The organism is candidate division WOR-3 bacterium, from assembly GCA_011052815.1.
Classification (GTDB): Bacteria; Hydrothermota; Tepidihabitantia; order SM23-42; family SM23-42; genus DRIG01.
This window is the reverse complement of sequence record DRIG01000009.1, coordinates 1-20,337: the sequence shown is the minus strand read 5'-3', so window position 1 is coordinate 20,337 and position 20,337 is coordinate 1. Positions and strand designations below refer to the sequence as shown.

Sequence of the window (20,337 nt, the reverse complement as noted above, 5' to 3'; positions counted from 1 at the left end):
CGCCCAGGAGTCCTTCGGTGTTTATACCGGGAACGAGTTTTTCAATTTCCGAAACAGTGATGTATTCGACGTCGAGTCCCATCTTTTTCTGTAGCTCGATCAATTTCAGATAAGTGCTCTTCTTTTCTTCACTGTGGGCGAGGAAGAGATATCCACCCTGATGGAATTCAACGTCCTGGCCCAGTAGATGTGTATAAGAGACAGGATTATCGGAGCGTCTTCGAGATTGAAGGAGATCGGCCGGCCGCCGGTCATCGTTGGTTTCTTCGGCGCTGGTGTCGGAACCGGAGGACCGCTTTCATCAACCGGTGCCGTAACCATTTCCGCCGTAGCTGCATGCCACTCCGCGAAAGGAGAGACCAATCCTGTGAGAAGGGTTACTACGAAATTGTTGTCTTCGGTCAGCGTAAGATAAGAATAGTCTTTATCGAGTGTTCCGACAATGCGGATCAGGTCTGTCTGTTCCGTAAAACCGGTTATTGATATATTTTGAATACCACCCTGGTTTACAACATATTTTTTGCCGACGAGCGAGCTGGAGACTCCTGAACAATCGACAACAATTCTTGGTGGATTTTTTAAGGTGAATGAATTTGCAACAAATGGCGCATCCGCTTTAATGGTCAGTTTTGTATTTACACCTTCAGGAACAATAATTAAATCTTGAATGACTGCGCCACTTGCCAACGAAATTAATAATGTGAGGATTAATACATTCCTCATATTTTACCTCCTTTCCTTTTCTTGAAGTGGCAGCTCATATTTTGTCTTTACACCAGCATGAACTATTTCAAAGACAATCGCTTTACGGTTTATTTCGGCTACATATCCTCCTGCTACCTTATCGCCTCTTTTTAAAATGTAGCCTTTATTCAAACCATCCTTGACCAGACCGTAATAACCTTTATCACCCCAGAGAACACCCACCAATGTCAAATTTTCCACACTTAGATGGCTCACTTTGCTTCCTTCACCGACCTCAATACCGACGAGGGGAACAAAAGGATCCCGTCTTCCCGCTTGCTTGTAGTCCCATTTTTCAACAGGGAAGAGTGTATCGCTTGCTGCCGCCTCTGCAGGTGCCTGGTTGAATATCACTATAGTACACAAAATACTACTTACGAGGTGGAACAGCACGGTGCACCTCCTTTCCTTTTGCTACTGTGTATGTTATTGCACTTAACGTCGCTTCGATACTCCGTTCCTGCCCTGCTTTTATATTCACAGACGGTACGTTTACGATTCTCGCGAGATTGCCGATGTTCGAAAGGAATTTACCGAGTTGATGGTATCCACAGGAGACTTTTATCTGAACCGGAATTTCAGAGTAGTTTGCTTTCGCAATAGGTCCGCTCGGCTTGAAGAGCAGGAAGCTCGCTCCTGCTTTTGAACCGGAATTTGAGATCTGTTGAATCAATGAAGGAAGTTCTTTTTCTTTGGGCAACATCTCTTTTGCTTTTTCCCACTCAATTTCGAGCCTTGCAATCTTTGCTTCCAATTCAGGCAGTCGTGCACGCGCCGCTTCGGCTTTTTGAACTTCGATCTGGAGGGAATCCCTTCGTGCCGTCAGACTGTTGATCTTCTTTTTGTTCGAAGTGTAAGGGAATCGGAAGAAGAGAATCAAGACGATAATCAATATAACAAAAAATATAATCAATTTCTGGGTTTTTGGTTCTCTAAAATTCATTTTTGCCTCGCAGTCAAACTGTCATACCCAACATTGGCGGTTAATGTGAATTCCATCATTTCCTGTTTTTCCACAGCCTTTTTCTCCAGCACCGTAAGGTCGACGTTCTTTATATACGGCGATTCTTCAAGTCGATTCATAAAGTCAGCGACCAGAAGGTTGGATGCTGTTACACCTTTCATCTGGAGGTCTGATTGAGTGATATTGAGCGTTTTCAGCCAGGTGAATTCCGGAATGCGTGACGATATCTCGTCGAGTATGTGGGCGATGAAGAATCGGTTTCTGTTCAGTTCTTTAATCGGTGCAATTAAAGCGGCCAGTTCCCGTTCCCGTTTTTCAAGACTGTCGACGGTAGCTTTGTATACTTTCAATTCTTCCAGTTTAGCATTCAGTTGCGTGATGTTTTTATTGAGTCCGCTCGTTTGATTAGCCTGAATAAGCAAGGTAACGGCGATAATCAACACGACCACTACTATGCCTACGACATAGAGGATAGTAGCCTGTATTGAGGGTAGTTTAATCCCTGGACGCGCTGCCTTTGCTGCCCTGCGTTTAGGAGCTTTTTTCTTGGCAGTTGGCGCTAAATTTATTTTTATCATTACTCCCCCCTTAAAGCCAAACCTGTAGCTTGGGCTAAACACGGTCCTGCTACATCCACTCCTTCAGGACCGAACATCGTGGGATCGTAGATAATGTTTTTGAACGGATTCAGAATTTCTATCGGTACCCCAAGCTTTCTTTTTAAATACTCTAAGAGATTAGGTATTAATGAACCACCGCCGGAAAGATACATACGGCTGACTTTCTCTTCACCGGTGACACTCGAGAGGAACTGCAGACTTCGTTCGATTTGAGTTCCAAGGTCTCCTACGAAAGATTCAAAGACTCCTTGTACTGAGTCCTGTGATGCTCCGACCGGAATTGTTCCTTTGACTGCATTGGCGGCGTCTTCGTAATTGAAGCCCACTTCCTTCTGCAGTTTGCTGATGAAAGCATTCACTCCGTAGTAGACATCACGTGCCGACAGGGAAGAACCGCCTTTCACCACATTGATGACGGTCATACCGGCTCCAATGTGGGTAAGGCAGATTATTTCGTCTGGCGATGGTGTGTAGTTGTACTCAAATACATTCTGGATTGCGAACGCCGTAGTATCGACAATTATCGGATTTAGATTAAGTTCTTTTAAGAGCGAAGTGAGATTATTAATAAGTTCATTTTTGGCTGCAACCAATATTACTTCTTGTTGATTTTCGCCAAAATTAGGATTGATCACATCAAAATCGAGGGAAACCTCATTTATATCAAAGGGGACGTATTGCTCGGCTTCCCACTTTATCTGCTCCCGCGTATCCGCTTCACTCATCCGATCCATTGTTATTCTTTTTATTATCACGTCCCGTCCAGCCACGCCGATCACTACGTCCTTTGTGGTGAATCCCCGACTCTCTATCAGACTCCTTACGGAATCCAATACGGCTTCCCGATCAATAATCTCTCCCTCAACAATTGCGTCAGGTAAGACTTTCGAAATTCCATAATTGACCAATTTTTTATTCTTACCTGTACTTAATTCGACCATTTTGGTTTGGCTTGAACCGATGTCAAGCCCGATAACCTTTTTCTTTTTCCCAAACATAGCCACTCCTTTTTATTTTCCACATTTTGCATTATTATATATATAATTATTTATATGTCAAGAGGTAATTTAATAAAATATTCGTAATCGGTTAAAAATAAGGTTTAGGAGATCAGGGGTAATTCTTTTTTTCTTAAGGTGCTTCACGGAAATCAAAATTTTTACCGACCTTCTTTTTAAACTCCTTGAATTTTCCCTGTCGGATGCTTTTCCGTATTTCTTTCATGAGGTGTATAAAGAAATATATATTATGATAACTCACCAATCTTCCCGCCAGGATTTCTCCAGTGTTAAAGAGATGTCTGAGATAGGCACGGGAGAAATGGCGGCAGGTATAACAACGGCATCTTCTATCAAGGGGTTCGTCACTGTCGGCGTATCTGGCGGCTTTGATGACCACTTTCCCCTGGGAAGTGAATGCCATGCCGGTTCTTCCGTTACGCGTAGGCAGGACGCAATCAAAGAGGTCGACGCCCTGTTCCACGGCTTCCAGAATGTCCTCAGGATAACCGGCTCCCATAAGATACCTGATTTTATTATCGGGGATTACAGAGTTGGTTTCTTCAACCATTTGCCGGGTCAATGCCGAGGGTTCGCCGATCATCAGTCCGCCGATGGCGTAACCGGCTAATTTCAAGGCAATGAGCCGCTCGGCGCATTCTCTGCGCAGGGCTGGATAAGTCGCTCCCTGGATTATTCCGAACAACGGCTGTTTTTTTTTACGCGGAGACTTCTCTTCGCCCACTCTACGGTGCGTTCCACTGCAAGTCGGGCGTCCAGGAACTGGGAGGGATAAGGAGTGAAGAAGTCGAGCATCATTGCAATATCCGAACCCAGTTCTTCCTGAATCTCAACGGCTGCTTCAGGCGTCAGGAAGTGTTTTGAGCCGTCAATATGGGAAGAAAATTCTATGCCTTCGTCAGTGACTTTGCGCAGTCTGCTCAGGGAATATGCCTGAAACCCGCCCGAGTCGGTCAATATCGCCCGGTCCCAGCCCATAAATTTATGAATGCCGCCCATCTTTTTTATCAATCTTGATGTGGGACGCAGCATTAAGTGATAGGTGTTGGCGACGATGATCTCGACCCCGATCTTCTTTAAGTCCGCCGGGGATAGAGTTTTGACCGTAGCCTGGGTCGCCACCGGCATGAAATTCGGCGTCGCCACTTCATAATGGGATGTCTTCAACATTCCGCATCTTGCTTTTGTACGGGAATCTTTTTTTAAAACCTTGAACTTTATCACTTCATCACTTCTTTACTTGAGAAATCCCGATTCAAGGCAAAGGTGCTCATATCATAAGGTGCTTTTCCTTCGGTGATGTACTCTGCAGCGAGCCAGCCGATCTCCGGTCCCAGCATAAATCCATGTCCGCACATACCGCCGACGATCCAGAAGCCTTCGATCTCGGTCCGGTCGAGAATCGGATTGCCGTCCGGCGTCATCTCATAACTTCCCGACCACTGACGGATGATCTTTATGTTCTCCAGTTTAGGAATCAATCGAGCCATTCTTCGTCCCATCTCTTTGACGAACTCAAACGATGAACCGGTGTCCAGTCCCGGCACATTGGGAATCGGGGTGTAGCATCCGATGATACTTCCCTCACCCCATTTCTGATTGAAATAACATCCATCGGCGCGATAGTCCACAATCATCATATCGAAGAACCTTTCAAGTTGTTCCGTGATCATGGCTTCGTGCCGTTCAGGATAGATCGGAATGTCGAGATTTAATGTTTTCGCAAGGTCCCTTATAAAAGGTCCGGCGGCGTTTACTACTATGGGAGCATAATAGGTTTGATTGTCCGCCGTGGTTATGGAGGTGATGCGGTTCTTGTCTGTATTTATTTTCATTACTTCGGTGTAAGTGAATACCCTGCCTTTTTCTTTAATCTTTTTCGCATATGCATCGACCACGAGAAAGGGATTTGCCTGGGCGTCGCTCGCACAATATGCACCGCCCAGGAGTCCTTCGGTGTTTATACCGGGAACGAGTTTTTCAATTTCCGAAACAGTGATGTATTCGACGTCGAGTCCCATCTTTTTCTGTAGCTCGATCAATTTCAGATAAGTGCTCTTCTTTTCTTCACTGTGGGCGAGGAAGAGATATCCACCCTGATGGAATTCAACGTCCTGGCCCAGTTCGTCCTTCATAGCCTTGAATTTTTTCATCGATTCCATAGCCACTTTGATACTCAATTCCGTGGAAAATTGCTGACGGATGCCGCCGATACACCTGCCGGTCGAACCGGATGTCAAATATTTTTTTTCGAAAAGATAAACTTTAAGACCTTTTCTGGTCAGATAGTAGCCGGTGGCGCAACCGATGATTCCGCCACCGATAATTATTACATCAGCAGTGTTCTTCATAATATCTGAATCCTGTTTTTCTCCTTTTTCGGCAACCCAGTTCAGGGTCGGTTGTCAGGGATGATCAGAACGGGTATACATCAATACCCGTACATCTCGATTATCTCTTTTTTCTTTTTCCCCAGAATCTTATATTTTTCACCGACCTTGGTGAAGGCGGCGATTGCTCTGTCAAGATGTTCTTTTTCGTGCCCTGCGGAGATCTGAACGCGAATCCGTGCCTGTCCTTTCGGAACCACCGGGAAAGAGAATCCGATTACATAAATACCTTCGTCATAAAGGTCACGTGCCATATCCTGTGCCAACTTCGCATTGTACAGCATAATCGGAACGATGGGATGGACGCCTTCTTTTATGTCAAAGCCCGCGGCGGTCATCTTTTCCCTGAAATACTTTGTATTCTCTTCAAGCTTGTCTCTGCGGTCGGTGGTTTTGGAGATAATGTCGAGCACCTTGTTCGCAGCGGCGATGATCACCGGCGGTACGGTGTTGGAAAAGAGATACGGCCGCGCACGTTGACGGCATAGCTCGACGATCTCTTTTCTTCCGCTTACACATCCGCCAGAGGCTCCACCGAGTGCTTTACCCAGGGTTGTGGTGATTATATCGATCTTTCCCAGCACGCCGCAATATTCATGGGTTCCACGTCCGTTCTTACCCATAAAACCTGTAGCGTGTGAATCGTCGACCATAACCATGGCATCGTATTTTTCCGCCAGTTCGACGATCTTGTCGAGTTTTGCGATATCACCGTCCATTGAGAAGACACCGTCTGTGATGATCATTCGGAAGCGACAATCCTGAGTCTCTTTCAGTTTCTCTTCAAGGTGTTCCATATTCGAATGTTTGTAATTGTATAGTTGCGCTTTACATAACCTCATACCGTCGACGATCGAGGCATGGACCAGGCGGTCGGCGATCATGGCGTCTTCTTTATCGAGCACGACGTCGAAGACTCCGGCGTTTGCGTCCATACACGAAGCGAACAGCACGGTATCCTCGGTTCCCAGAAATTCCGTGAGTTTTTTTTCGAGTTCATTGTGGATGTCCTGAGTTCCGCAGATGAATCTCACCGAGGACATACCATAACCTCTGTTTTCCAGGCCGTCATGTGCCGCTTTGACGACTTCCGGATGGCTCGAGAGTCCGAGATAATTATTTGCGCAGAAATTCAATACCTCTTTGGGCGGTGAGCCGGGAGGATATTCAACACTGATGTTCGCAGCCTGGGGGGATTCGATGAACCGTTCTTCTTTGTAAGTACCGGCTTCGCGGATGTTGTCCAGTTCTTTTTTATAAAAATCTTTGGCTTTGGTGCTGTAAGCCATTTTTCACCCCCTTCAGCTTACATTAAATTCCTTTAATAGAGTTATAATATTATTGACGGAATCGAATGCTTCGGTGGTCGCTTTTTCATCGGGGATTTTTATATTGAATTTCTTTTCAAGAAAAGTCTTTAACGAAACCATTGAGAAGGAATCGACGATGCCGCTTGAAATAAGGGGTGTGGTTTCGTCGATTTCTTCTTCTGCATCTTCGTCCAGATACTCTTTTTTTACATAGTCTATAATCAATTTTTTAAGCTCGTCGCTCATCTGTCCTCCTTAATTTTCATCTTCCAATGTTGAGGTGTCACCGATTTCTTCGCCCCATTCTTTTGCTCTGAGAAGTCGGCGCATGATTTTTCCACTTCTCGTTTTGGGTAACGATTTTATGAATTCTATTTCCTGGGGCATTGCCAGGGGTGACAGTTTTTTTCGTATAAAATTCATGATGCTCAATTCCAGATCGGCGCTCGGTTCATAACCGGGTTTAAGGGCGACAAACGCCTTGACGACTTCCATATTCACCGGATCGGGTTTACCCACGGCAGCGGATTCAGCCACTGCCTCGTGTTCCAAAAGCGCCGATTCAATCTCAAACGGTCCGACGAGATGGCCGCCCGTGTTGATTACATCATCATCGCGTCCGACGAACCAGAAGTATCCGTCATTGTCTATGCTCGCCCGGTCACCGCATATATACCAGTCGTTCTTGAATTTACTCTTGTACATCTCTTCATTTTCCCAGTATGTCCGAAACATCGAAGGCCATCCCGGTTTTAATGCAATGAGGCCGACTTTACCGGGGGTGGTGATCGGCTCAAATGTTTTCTGGTCGACGACCGCGGCGGTGATACCCGGAAACGGTTTTCCCATTGACCCGGCTTTGACTTTCATCCCCGGATAGTTCGTTATGACAATCGCACCGGTTTCTGTCTGCCAGTAGGAATCATGGAACGGTTTGCCGAACGCCTTCTCCGACCAGATGACGGCTTCTGCATTCAGTGGTTCACCTACACTTATCAGATGCCTTAAAGATGATAAGTCGTGTTTTTTCACCAGTTCGATGCCTTCTTTCATCAAAAGCCGAATCGCCGTCGGCGCCGTGTACCAGACAGTAACTTTATACTTTTCTATAAATTTGTACCATTTTTCAGCGTTGAATCCTGAGTCCAGGATGACCTGGGTCACCCCATTTGACCAGGGACCGATGATACCGTACGACGTCCCTGTCACCCAGCCGGGATCTGCGGTGCACCAGTAGATGTCGTCAGGGGTAATGTCGAGCGCCCATTTTGCCGTTATGTACTGTGAGATGATTGAAGAGTGAACGTGGAGAGCACCTTTTGGTTTTCCCGTGGTCCCTGAAGTATAATGGAGAACAGACGGTGTTTCCCGGTCGGCTTTAAAGACATCAAAAGTTTCAACTTTCGGGAATTTCTCCATTGAAAATGCGATTTCACCCTCTTCGAGTTTTTTATCCTCAGCATCAACGACGATTATTTTCTTCAGCGCCGGAAGTTTGTCCCGAATTCTGCGCACCTTGCGGACGTGCTTCATTGTGGTGAATATCGCCCTGGTTTCTGCATCTTCCAGTCTCGTAAAGAGCGCCTCTTCACCAAAAGCGGAAAACAGCGGTTGGGTGATGCCGCCCATCTTGAGAATTCCCAGAAAAGAAAGATAGAGTTCTGGTATTCTGTCCATAAATATACAGATACGGTCTCCGGGTTTTATCCCGATATCCTGAAGAAACTTTGCAAAACCGTTGCTGTAAATTTTTATATCCTCATAAGTAAATTTCTTTACCTCGCCTTTAAAACCCTCCCAGATAAGAGCCAGTCTTTGAGCATGACCCTTTTCACATATTCTGTCGCTGCAATAATAGGCAATGTTATAGATACCATTTTTACCGAACTCGAGTTCTTCTTCAGACATCTTCCAGTTGAAAGACTTATATTTTTCTTCATAAGAGCCAATGTTGCCCATGGCACCTCCTCATTCTTTTATTGCAAAGCTTAATGCGTATCGCTTTGAACAGCCTGAAGAAACGTGGATTTTTTTGATTCTCCTGAATCGTCCAGTATAAGATATACTGAGACCATTACAGATTTCTATATCACGCCAGTACGAACCGAAAGATAAACCAATCCGACAGGCTTTAAAAATCGCTTCTTTAACAGTGAACAACAGGACGTAACAACGATTTTTCTTTTTCCCAGCGGCACAGATCTTCAGTTCATTTTTCGTAAGAATTTGGTTTAAAAATTCTTTTTTATTTTTGAGTGTTTCAAATCTTTCTATATTGATGAGGTCGATTCCGATTCCTTTAATCATCATCTCCTTTGAATTCTCTTCCTCCACATTGCAAATAGCGCATTTTTGTTATTTTATTGCTGCGGATATAACAGAATCTTACAGCAATTTCCAGAGCGCATTAATTCCATACCTTTTTCGAATTCTTCAAGTCGAAAACGATGGGTGATTATCGGTTCGAGGTCGAGACGGCCGGAGCTTAAAAATCTTGAAGTTTTGTACCATGTGGAAAACATCAATCGTCCGTTGATTCCCTGGACTGTGGCATACTTGAATATGATATCTTTTCCCAGATCTATTTGCATGGGTTTATCCGGAATTCCGAGAATTGAGAATCTTCCTCCGGGTCGTAAAGAATTAAAGCCCTGCTGAATTGCAGCCGGGCTTCCAGACATTTCCAGGACGACATCGACGCCGAGACCGTCTGTTGTCTCCATGATTTTTTCCACCACCTCGGTCTCTTTTGGATTGAGTACTATATCAGCACCGACTTTTCTGGCGAGTTGAATACGGTAATCGTTTATCTCGGTGGCGATGATTTTGGTGGCACCGCAGAGTTTTGCCACGGCGATGCTCATGATGCCGATCGGCCCGCAACCTGTAACCAGCACCGTGGTGCCGGTGATCTCTCCAGCCAGTACAGTATGGATTGCATTGCCCAGTGGTTCCATAACCGACGCATAGTCGCGCGGGATTTTTTTGTCCAGTTTCCAGGCGTTTGCAGCGGGCACGACTGCGTATTCAGCAAAGACACCGTTGATATCAACCCCGAAGATTTTGCCGTTGATGCAGATGTGTTTGTTGCCTGTTTGGCAGAGATAACAATGGCCGCAGGCGATATGGGTTTCGGCTGAGATTACGTCGCCTTTGCTCAGGTGGCTTACATTTTTACCCAGCTCAACGATTTCACCGCAGAGTTCATGTCCCATAACCTGAGGAAAGTTTTTAATGCGATTTTGCGCCCATTCGTTCCACTCGTATATATGTAAATCAGTGCCGCAAATTGAGGTGGCGAGAACTTTCACCAGAACCTGGTCAGGCCCTGGTGATGGTGTCTCCATTTCGACAAGCTCGGCTCCGTGTCCTGGTTTTGATTTAACGACTGCTTTCATCTTTGCCATAAGATCTCCAGATTTTATTATACCCAGAAAAAAGACGTCGTCAAGGTATGGAATAGAAAGCCTCTTTCTCCCAATCCACATAATAATCCTTGGCTTCTGACCATCGTTGGCTAAACTTAAAATAACTCATAGTGTATCCTCCTTTCTTTATTTTAAGTTTTTAATAGAGGATACACCTTTTTTATCTCCTTTTCAAGAACAAATTTACACACAATTAAGTATACTACCGTGCAAGCAGCGGCTGAGTCTGCCCGCCAGGATATGTGGCAGACAAGAATTGAAGATTGAAGCCCTGACCCCATTGTTCGTCTATAACACATCAACAAACATTAGTATTGATTAAATCGTATCCTGCCAGTAGAATTATTTCACAAGAATTACTTTCTTTATCTCACTAAAAGTATTAGTTTTAAACCAGATGAAATAAAGGCCCCCAGAAAGATCTGCACAGTTAATGCTATGTTGTTTTACTCCACTCGATCCTCTTAGTGTAACTTTTTTAACCAATCTTCCCGTAATATCATATATGCTAATGGTAGCTTGTCTTCCGGTTGGCGTCTGGTATTTTACGACAATATTACCTTGATGTATAATTGTTGGTACCTCGAAGCCGATTTCCTCGATAATATCATCTGAACTTGACTGCGTTCCCCCTTGACAAATATCAGCAACTTCAGTTTCACGGAAGGGTTTAAAATCAACTATACCAAGAGCATTATCATCATAATAGTCCCATATCATTGCCGCAATCGAATCTTCGTTGTTGCTGTTCCACCAGTTACCTTCAGCAAAGATGTAGTGGGTTGTATTATTATAAATTGCATAGCAGTGTAAACTGTCGATAGGAACCTGGAATAAATTCATACCGGTTAAACGAATACCCAGGATAGGCCATGCATTTTCTGTGATATACACAGCCATTGCATTGCCTGTAAAAATATTCTTATTCACCATACTCACGGCACAGTCCATGAAAATAACGCCGGTATCATTACAACTAAACATATTATTGTAGACTAATACCAGCTGCCATTTCCGACTGTCTATGTCCTCGCTAACAAAATCATTACTCAAAGCACCAATAGCACCTGTATCCTGTGCCAGCCTGTAGTAGGGTAAGGAAGTGAACCTACGGTCCTGATCCTTGCCGTTGAGTACTAATCCTGTAGAATTACCCAAAAACTCACATCTTTCCACAAAATTCAGATAACCGTCGTTGATGACTGCACCTTGATCGCAATTAATCAACTGGGTTTCAGATATCTGCGTGAAGTTTGATCTGGAGACAATACCCCGCTCGCAATTTGAGATAACATCATATCGAATTTTGAAGAACCTATTTAACTCATAAAAAAGACCTAATTTTGCATACTCCAATCGCAAATATGATACATCAATACATGAATCCTTGCATTCAAACCTGATGCCATACCAGTCATTCTTTTGGGGTGTAGCGCTGTTAGATGTAAAGGTAACGTACATAGAATCATTGCCAAGCAACTTCATAACGCCCTTAATAATGAATTCTGCCCTGGTTGTGTCGATGCCCGCATGTTCATCATCAAAATTGGGTATGAATTTCACGCTCACACCAGGATTTATCGTTAAAGTCACGCCTGAATCAACCCAAACATCGCCTTTTATCAATATATCGGTTGACCAGGTTGTATCTTTTGAAATATGCCCGCTGAATCCTTCAGGAATATGAGGAATGATGTAGAAATACCCTGTATCAGGATTTCGAGCCAAATTACCAGCAGAATCCTGGACAATAAAATAATAGGATATCATTTGCCCGCTTGTCGGTATTGAATACCAATAGAAATTATTGACAATACTATCGTGCCCAATCGAAAGCCCATTATAAACCATACTATCAACCGCGATACCGATGCCATCTGAAATCTCACAGCCGATATAATAGCCTTGTTCGTATTCAACAATGGTGACAGAATCGCCAAAGGTGGGTGGTGTATAATCATAAGTCTGCGTGAGTATCGGCGAGATACCGTTTAAGTCCGGTTCCATGTAATGAGCTTTAACAAGGTACCGATACGTATTTTCACCACTCACCATGGAATCAATAAATGGACCACTGTCTAATGAATCACCAATAACCGTAAACCATGAAGTATCCTCGCGCAATACTTGATAAAACAAACTGTCGATCTCATAACTAAATTCCGCGTGTGCCAACATATTGCCAAAAAGTGCATTGGTTTCCCATTCATTATCTTTAATAAGAGTACGATAAACACTCTCATCAGCATCGCCAAAGAATTTCAGATTATCACCATGGAATGCAATAAATATCTCGCCGTTAAGCGCAATTGAGTCAATCGGCACTTCAATCCAGTGTGGACCTTCTTCAACGATCTTGACTGCTTTTGACGGATATATTTTACTGCCCGGCATTCCTTGTTCGACTGAATAGAAATTTATGTTGAGCGTTGTTGTATCTGGCACTGTTTTTTCAATAAATATATTGATATTCTTCAGTTCAGCAGGTGTGTATTGTGGTGTAAACCTGACCGCAATTGAATCTGTTTTTGATTCAGAGGGATAACCAGAATGATAGATTATATTCTCAGTCGGACAATCCCACGAGATTCTGATATTTTGACTTACAGTATCTATCTTACAGGATGAAGGTGGCAACGGGTTCAAAATCCAGAACTGGTTGTAATCTATATCAGGCAACCTTGTGAGATTGTCAAAACTGTCTTGCAGTGTAATGTAATACGCGACATTGGTACCACGTGGCTGCGATGGGATTTTATAGACCAAAGTATCACCTGACTGGGTATAATGACTTAGTGAATATTGTGCATACCCAATATGGTAGTACAAGGTATCATCAATACTGGTTTCATCGGTTGCAGTTATCTTAACAATATGATCAACGTTGGGATCGTAGGTGTTCTCTGGAATTTCAATGAACTGAGCTACCGGTGGTATGGTATCAGGGATCTGAACCATAAATGCCTCAGAAGAATAAAACAGGGTAATACTGTCTTTGCTGAACGAATAATTCAAGACCGCTGGACCACGGTTAAGCTCCGGCACAACAGTGGCATAATCAATAACATTGTATCCAGCATTAACGGCAATAGTATCACTAATTGTTCCATAGGGCTGGTAGTTTTGCATAAACTTCAATTTTGTGATAAGATCGATTGAGTGCGATGAATGCATTTTGAAGCGAATAAACATCGAATCATCCGGTTGATATTGATTCGTATCCAAACGGCATTCGTAGACTGAAACCAAGTAGCCGCGTACATTAAATGGGTGTGATGATGTGAATATCGATGCTGTGTCGCCATTGATCGCAAAATCAAAGTTAATTGTGTATTGACCGCTTGCCAGTTCAGGAGGTAGAACAAAATTAAACTCATTATTGAGTGAATCCAACCACAGAGAATCAGATAAACTGCCAAAGGGATCAAATTCGACACGCCATGAAAACTGCCCTGCATATGGAGATTGGACTGAGACAAATACCGTATCACCCATATCATAAGTTTGCTTATCAGTGACAATATTGCAGGTATCATTCTCCTCGAAAACGTAGATCGTGTTCAGCCATAATCCTCTGCCGGTTTCCGTATATATACCATAGAAAAGAATATTCATAATCGGGTCAAAAATGAATGAGAACTGATTTTCGATGTCCACCGGAGCAAACTGCTCGATTATGGTATCCCGAAATGCCAAAGAATCATACATCCTGATATGCACTCGTTCCAGCTTGGATATGGTATCCTGGAACTGAATTTTGAACTGCATGTGCTCGGCATGTTCAGGTAGTATCGAATCACTGTACCACAGTGAATAATGCACGCTGTCTGCCTCCACAACCCGGGAATAGAAGTTGAATACGCCGGTTCCTTCAGGTATAACTTTTAGACTGTCAAATCCATCCAACCAGAGAACCGGTGATACGTATACACCGCTGTCTGCAGTTGCTTTAATGAATTCTATGTTACTTATGTCTACACACCGCTTAAAGCCAGATAACAAGAAATCTTGGGTGATATTTTCTTCATCGTAATTGCCGACACAGAATCCGGGCAGGTTGCGTTCGTTCTGATTACTGATATTCAGGCTAAGAATGATGGTATCGCCCGGCTTAAAATACGGCTGGTTGAGGTGAGCATCGACCGCAACCTTATACCCCTGAATGTATATTGGTAGAATATACTCGGTATTATCCAACCATACTGATGCATAGTACATTTTTTCTTCAAGATCCTCTGGTACGTAAAAGGTGAACGTGTCAATTGTCTGTTGTCCAGGATTCAGGTCAACTACGCGTTCTTCCTCGATAAATTCGGTAAATACGAATTCCATGTCCTTCTGTCCGTGAGCAGTCCCCTGGTTCTGTGTGGAGATGTAAATACGAGCTGAATCACCGATATTAATGGTAACCATGGGCGGCAGAGAATCGAGAATGATCATCGGCTGGCAATATACAGAATCTGTGAATTCTACCATAGGTTCTCCATTTTGCAAAATACGGGCAGTCATTGATTGATAGCCTTGATCGGGAACAACAGAACATAAAAATTCTATTGTATCACTGGCAAACGCGTTAAGATCTAATGGCAGCTCTTCCTGGATTATATTCGAGGAAAGCTCTATGGCGCCATAAAATGGCTGTGCTGAGTGATTCGTCACCAATACCTCGAAGATGAGCCGACCGATTGAATCACATTCTGCTAAAAGTATTATCGAATCGACCGTTACAATATCTGGCTGAAAAACTTTTATAACCTGTGATCCCTGGGCAAGGACAATGGAACTTGTATGGATTAATGCATCCCATGTAAAGCTATATTCACCATAATCCAGAGTAACACCAAACTCTCCTGTAAGGGTATCGCTCACTGGCAATACCTCGGTATATGTAACCGAATCATATATAAGCCCTGAGGAATCCACAACCTCTAAATGCAAATCGAACATGCAATCATAATCACCGATGTTTACAGCATAGTAAGGAATTATAACACTAGGATTGGAGGTTATAACTGAATCGCTTTCGACATTTAATTTCATGCCGAATCGTATTGGGAATGAATCACTCATCTCAAACGGCTGCACAAGTTCACTCCATAGTATATCGTCATTCTGAATTGTGAATGAATGTTCAATGGTTTTGGTTTCCGAGCTGTAGAGCATTAGGGTATCAAAAAATTCATTTGAACCGCAAGTTGTTTTAAATACTATCTCGACTTCCCTTGACCACCAGTTTGCAATTTCCGTGGACACTTCAAAGGGTTGATGATCAACGGTGCAGGGACTGACGGTCCAGAATGATATTTCTGGTGTTTCCATTTCCACAAATGCAAGCGCCGATGTTGTATCCAGACCGGTCCTGAACACCTGCCCATGGAGCATAAAGGAATTACTGTCAGTAAGTGTTGTTGTCAATGTGCAGACTGACTGTGGACTGAGTGTAGTGATCAGCGTGTCGAGCACAATATTTGTTTCTTTTATAAGCTGATAAACTATGTCCGTATAGGTTGAATCCGAGTTGTTGCCAATATATGAACTGACTATGACCTCCTCTCCTGGATAGTAAATTTCACGGTCAGTCGTAATTCCCAGCGCCAACAGGGCTTCATCGATATAGAACACATGGGGATTCAATGACGGCACACGCTGTTGATTATTCAGAATAATATCCCCCCACAAAATGAATTCTCCAGTATCTTGGATCACACCTGCATTCTGTTCAAAGAGTACAGAATCTAAAGGTGCAACGCTGAGGGATTCCATACCAGACCATATGACATCGCCGCTACGTCGGGACACATAACTTAAGTCGAATCTCTCGATCTCCGGACAAAACCCATCTGAAGGATTACTTATTTCCGCTTTGAAAACTGGCGTGTAATTATCGTAATCCTCACAATCGACAAGGTGCAATGAATCAATCGGATACCAAACTTCCGGAAGCAGGGTGTCAGCCGGACACCAGACTTTGAAGAACCAATCGATATGTCCGGCATTTGCATATTCGTAAGGGTGAAAATCAGTAATGTATTTAAGCCCCGGGATCCAGGCTTGTTCGGTTGTTGTATAACCCTTGTTTCGACCATAGTTAGTAACGACCTCGGTAGTTATGTAATCATCATAATAATCCGAATGGATCAATGTCATATGGATTAATGTATCGCTTACGGCTATCTCATCAGGTAATGTCCAGAAATAATATTCAAGTAAAGTACCGGTTTCATCAAATTTTGCAAGACACAGATTGTCAATATCTGCTCCATACAAATAGCCTTTAGCATCAACCGCAATCCGAGAGAACCTATTATTGGTGCGGGTGCCGATGATATTTCCGGTTGGATCGAATATATACACCTTGGCTTTATTCACATCGGCAACGTAGATATTTCCATTGCTGTCAATTGCCAGATCAGTTGGCTCAACTAATGAATCAGTCCCGAAAACTATGATAGAATCACCACTGAGGTCGGTTTTTAATACTGCGTGATTTGTTTTATCAACTACGTACAGATAGCCGTTGTAAATCCCGATTCCGCCAGGATTAGTAATTCGCCATTGTTTTGATACACTCCCGGAATTCTGTGATACCTTATAAAGGCACTCGCTGTCAGCATCAACGATGTAAAAGTAGTCATTGTCGATGACAAAATGATTAATGGAAGCAATGTCTGACAGTTCGAAAACATCAGTCCATTCGGGGTATGGACCGATAATTTTCCGGCGCAGATCAGTCGTCAGAGCAACGTACAGGGCACCGTCTTTATCTGCCATTGCCACGCATTTGATCGGCTCGTCGCCGCGTTCTTTTCCACTGTTTCTTGCATCAAGCATTACCTTAATATACTGGTCTTCGGATAAAATTTCACCGCCACGCTCGCCATACCCTGGTCTCATGCTCCACCAGTCAGCCCAGTAGAATTTGTCCCATCCCAACAAGGTCACTTTACCATTTGATAAGGTACAGCCTGGTGAGTTCCAATCATCGATTGGCCAGAGATAATCATCGCCACCTGGGATAAAACTCGTATCGCCCGGATATAATCCATGGGGAGTAATCGACAAATATGCTGTCGCATCAAGCTGGTATGCTCCGTTATCACATATGAGCTGTGGTTTAACCTCTTCGTAGGGTAAGTAAATCTCCTTTGAGGTCATTAATGCATAATCCGCTTCAATGCCTTTGATCTGCAAACCAAATCGTTCGTCAATTATTGTATTATATACTGCTACAATTCCGTGAATATTAAGATGATAAGGACCACTCATTACTTCCGGGACGACAAATTCGTAAAAGGCAAACCCTCCGCCAGGAATGACAAAGTGTGCAGTATCCAATGGAAAATAATTCCAATCAATATCATACAATCCAATGTCAGTGAGATTTACTTCTCCTTCCAATTCGCCGGTATTGAAGAGAATTACCTGTGCAGTATCGCCGGTTTGATAGTATATCGTATCAAGGGCCAAGACGATATTGGGCTGTGTTGGTTCAACAACCCGGCATCCACGCTTTAATTCTTTGTAGTCTTTGCCAAAACGTACCCGTGCAGTCACGACATAATATCCGGTCGGGGTACCCGAATCGACCGTCGTCGTATAGTAGAACGTAGTGTCCATTTCCAATTGCATATCAACAATCAAGGAATCATAATAATTTCCTGAAGGCTTTTCAAATTCCGTGATCAATTGTATGGGCGTGGCAAAATCACCGGTATTTTTCAAGTTTATCTTCCAGTATAACGTATCGCCCCAATGCCTTCCCCAAAAATTGCCCAGCATACTAATGGCAATGTCGTTGTCAAACAAGTAATATCCGTTAATTGTATCAAAACTCTCGAAATTATAACGGAAAAAGTAGTACGTCCGATCCAGGGTTAAGGAATCGATTTCTAAAGCAAAAGGCATTGACAGCGTATCATTGTGGCGTAAGGTATCATAGTGTATATGGTAGGAAAGAAGAGTATCTTCAGTTGGATGTTTGTAGCTTGAAATATAGTAGTCGAGATTATTGTCTGACCAGATATACGATTCTGGATCCATATGCACGGTTAAAAATGCGGTATCACTGCCGGTTATTTCTTTATCTTTATCCAGAGTCAACCAGATGCGCGGTCCGTGCAAATAGAAATAAGCTGTACCGAATGCACATTTCCTTCCGCGCCAGTAGGTTTCGGCTTTTATCGAGTAATAACCCGGTGAAAAATCCTGCGGCAGAAATAATGATGATGCATAGGTAACAATACTGTCTTTCAAATATTTAATGGTATCGCGTAATTCAAATACCGTGTCCTCTTGATTCCAGCCATGGTATATTATGGCTATCGTAAAACTATCGATGCCTTCGTAATTGGTTTTAAAACTTACACTATAATGCACTGTGTCATTGTGTTGATAAGCGCTGCTGTCGCACTCGACAAAAGCTCGCGCACGCGGGAATGTCACCTCGATAAATTTACTGAACTGAGCAAGGGTAGTATACGCTGTGCTATCTTTTAAACAGAAGAAATAGGACCGGGAATTATCAGATACTGTATCCCATGCAAATAGACTAACTGTATCCGGTAGCAAAGTCACATATTTGATTGAATCCTCGGGGATTAACTGCGGTGGCCAGCCACCCAGTCTTCCTATATAAATATTCCCGATTAGTGTATCCTCGGTATTATTACGGACATTAATGGTAAATTCGATCGGCATTCTATAGAAAGCAGATTCTGATTCAACCGTAGCCCACAGTTGAAAATCTCCCACATTGTAGTTACCTACTTCAATACTACATTTCACAGCAAATGCATTGCTGTATTCCTCGTTTGATACGGCAATTGTATCATTAAACAATGTAAATGCCAAAGGATAAATTCCCAGTGAGCACGGTGCATCGATCGATGCCAGTGACACAACCTGGGTATCGCCAGGCAACATAGGCGGCGAGAGCACAACCTGATCCAAACGCAAAGAATCGCGGTTTGGATAATAGGTTACGATATCTGCCCGGTTTGCCGGACCATTGTTCTCATATTCAGGATAATATAATGTTGCGTTTAATGCGACCAGTGAATCCTGGTAGAATTCGGGAATGGTGTCAGTAACAATGTATGATGTCACCAGATCACGGATCATTGCCGCTGCATCTTTGAAATTTCCGCCGAATCGATACGCATAGTCTGTATAACCAGTGTAGAGAATCACCTGACCTAATCCATAAGGATAACGCACAAACCCTGCATTACCATTGGCAATCCTCATGAGAAACGGCTCTCCGCCGTCGGGATAACCGGTGATATAGCCATCCATATTCGCGTCGAATACGATATTATTCTGCCCGGATAAAAATGTATCCCATAGATTCAAATAACATGCATATAAATGGCATGATTGATCCTGGGTCCAGCCATATCCGGTCGGCGATCCAGGTAATGCTTCAAAAACATCACCATGCGACTGAGTCAAGCAGACAATCGTGCCACCCTGTTCGACAAATTCAGCAAATTTATCTCTATAAAACTGTAAATTAGCCTAGGGTATTAAACCGCCGGTCGGGATGATTAAAACATCCAGATCAGATAAAGGTCTTTCAACCGCACCAAGTATTTTAAAGTTGTCAAGCACAACGGCGCTTGGTATTTTATACTTGCCTAACAGATGCCCCATGCCCTCGGCATACCCGGATAAGAAGATCCCAACCTTCGCCTGAGAATTAAGTATCCAGGGAGAGGGAAAATTATGATTGGAAATCGAATAGTTCTCATCACAGCCTGAAGGCGGTGGATTGGGTTCAGTATATTGTTGTCCACTACCACCATTACCTGAAGGTTTATATGCCCAGACAACGGCAGTATTGAGTTTTTCTTCTTCATAACTT

General features: G+C 43.4%; 12 protein-coding genes and 1 pseudogene. All 13 read right to left on the bottom strand.

The window, feature by feature from the left end:
• Positions 1-105 precede the first annotated feature (105 nt).
• The 13 genes and pseudogenes from ENI34_00675 to ENI34_00615 all read right to left on the bottom strand — a co-directional run bounded on the left by ENI34_00675 (position 106) and on the right by ENI34_00615 (position 19,925).
• The gene (locus ENI34_00675; protein HEC77639.1) at positions 106-723 is read right to left on the bottom strand and encodes an AMIN domain-containing protein; all 618 of its coding nucleotides are present in this window, start codon (positions 721-723) and stop codon (positions 106-108) included.
• A 3-nt stretch (positions 724-726) separates the two neighbouring features.
• Entirely contained in the window at positions 727-1,137 is a 411-nt protein-coding gene (locus ENI34_00670) for a hypothetical protein (GenBank protein HEC77638.1), read from the bottom strand.
• On the bottom strand, positions 1,115-1,687 hold the full coding sequence (locus tag ENI34_00665; protein HEC77637.1) for a hypothetical protein: 573 nt from the start codon (positions 1,685-1,687) through the stop codon (positions 1,115-1,117). Before ENI34_00665 ends, ENI34_00670 begins: the two co-directional genes overlap by 23 nt.
• On the bottom strand, positions 1,684-2,286 hold the full coding sequence (locus ENI34_00660) for a hypothetical protein (GenBank protein ID HEC77636.1): 603 nt from the start codon (positions 2,284-2,286) through the stop codon (positions 1,684-1,686). Before ENI34_00660 ends, ENI34_00665 begins: the two co-directional genes overlap by 4 nt.
• Complete coding sequence (gene pilM, locus ENI34_00655; GenBank protein HEC77635.1) at positions 2,286-3,326, bottom strand: type IV pilus assembly protein PilM; 1,041 nt, start codon at positions 3,324-3,326, stop codon at positions 2,286-2,288. Before pilM ends, ENI34_00660 begins: the two co-directional genes overlap by 1 nt.
• Positions 3,327-3,459: 133 nt before the next feature.
• Positions 3,460-4,517 (bottom strand): annotated as a pseudogene (locus ENI34_00650) (tRNA guanosine(34) transglycosylase Tgt).
• A 50-nt stretch (positions 4,518-4,567) separates the two neighbouring features.
• The gene (locus ENI34_00645; protein HEC77634.1) at positions 4,568-5,698 is read right to left on the bottom strand and encodes an FAD-binding oxidoreductase; all 1,131 of its coding nucleotides are present in this window, start codon (positions 5,696-5,698) and stop codon (positions 4,568-4,570) included.
• Between the two features lie 80 nt (positions 5,699-5,778).
• Positions 5,779-7,026: a glycine C-acetyltransferase gene (gene kbl, locus ENI34_00640; protein HEC77633.1), complete on the bottom strand. Its 1,248-nt coding sequence runs from the start codon at positions 7,024-7,026 to the stop codon at positions 5,779-5,781.
• Between the two features lie 12 nt (positions 7,027-7,038).
• Positions 7,039-7,293, bottom strand: a complete 255-nt coding sequence (locus ENI34_00635; protein ID HEC77632.1) for an acyl carrier protein — start codon at positions 7,291-7,293, stop codon at positions 7,039-7,041.
• Between the two features lie 9 nt (positions 7,294-7,302).
• Complete coding sequence (gene acsA, locus ENI34_00630) at positions 7,303-9,006, bottom strand: acetate--CoA ligase (GenBank protein ID HEC77631.1); 1,704 nt, start codon at positions 9,004-9,006, stop codon at positions 7,303-7,305.
• Positions 9,007-9,015: 9 nt separating this feature from the next.
• Entirely contained in the window at positions 9,016-9,357 is a 342-nt protein-coding gene (locus tag ENI34_00625; GenBank protein HEC77630.1) for a 4'-phosphopantetheinyl transferase superfamily protein, read from the bottom strand.
• A gap of 50 nt (positions 9,358-9,407) precedes the next feature.
• Positions 9,408-10,535 carry an L-threonine 3-dehydrogenase gene (gene tdh, locus ENI34_00620; GenBank protein ID HEC77629.1) on the bottom strand — a complete coding sequence of 376 codons (1,128 nt, stop codon included), beginning with the start codon at positions 10,533-10,535 and terminating at the stop codon, positions 9,408-9,410.
• Positions 10,536-10,817: 282 nt separating this feature from the next.
• Entirely contained in the window at positions 10,818-19,925 is a 9,108-nt protein-coding gene (locus ENI34_00615; GenBank protein HEC77628.1) for a T9SS type A sorting domain-containing protein, read from the bottom strand.
• Positions 19,926-20,337 lie beyond the last annotated feature (412 nt).

Coding starts and splice junctions, on each gene's coding strand:
- ENI34_00660 (HEC77636.1), bottom strand. CDS start 2,286: ATGATAAAAATAAATTTAGCGCCAACTGCCAAGAAAAAAGCTCCTAAA.
- ENI34_00645 (HEC77634.1), bottom strand. CDS start 5,698: ATGAAGAACACTGCTGATGTAATAATTATCGGTGGCGGAATCATCGGT.
- tdh (HEC77629.1), bottom strand. CDS start 10,535: ATGTGGATTGGGAGAAAGAGGCTTTCTATTCCATACCTTGACGACGTC.
- ENI34_00635 (HEC77632.1), bottom strand. CDS start 7,293: ATGAGCGACGAGCTTAAAAAATTGATTATAGACTATGTAAAAAAAGAG.
- ENI34_00665 (HEC77637.1), bottom strand. CDS start 1,687: ATGAATTTTAGAGAACCAAAAACCCAGAAATTGATTATATTTTTTGTT.
- pilM (HEC77635.1), bottom strand. CDS start 3,326: ATGTTTGGGAAAAAGAAAAAGGTTATCGGGCTTGACATCGGTTCAAGC.
- acsA (HEC77631.1), bottom strand. CDS start 9,006: ATGGGCAACATTGGCTCTTATGAAGAAAAATATAAGTCTTTCAACTGG.
- kbl (HEC77633.1), bottom strand. CDS start 7,026: ATGGCTTACAGCACCAAAGCCAAAGATTTTTATAAAAAAGAACTGGAC.
- ENI34_00675 (HEC77639.1), bottom strand. CDS start 723: ATGAGGAATGTATTAATCCTCACATTATTAATTTCGTTGGCAAGTGGC.
- ENI34_00625 (HEC77630.1), bottom strand. CDS start 9,357: ATGATGATTAAAGGAATCGGAATCGACCTCATCAATATAGAAAGATTT.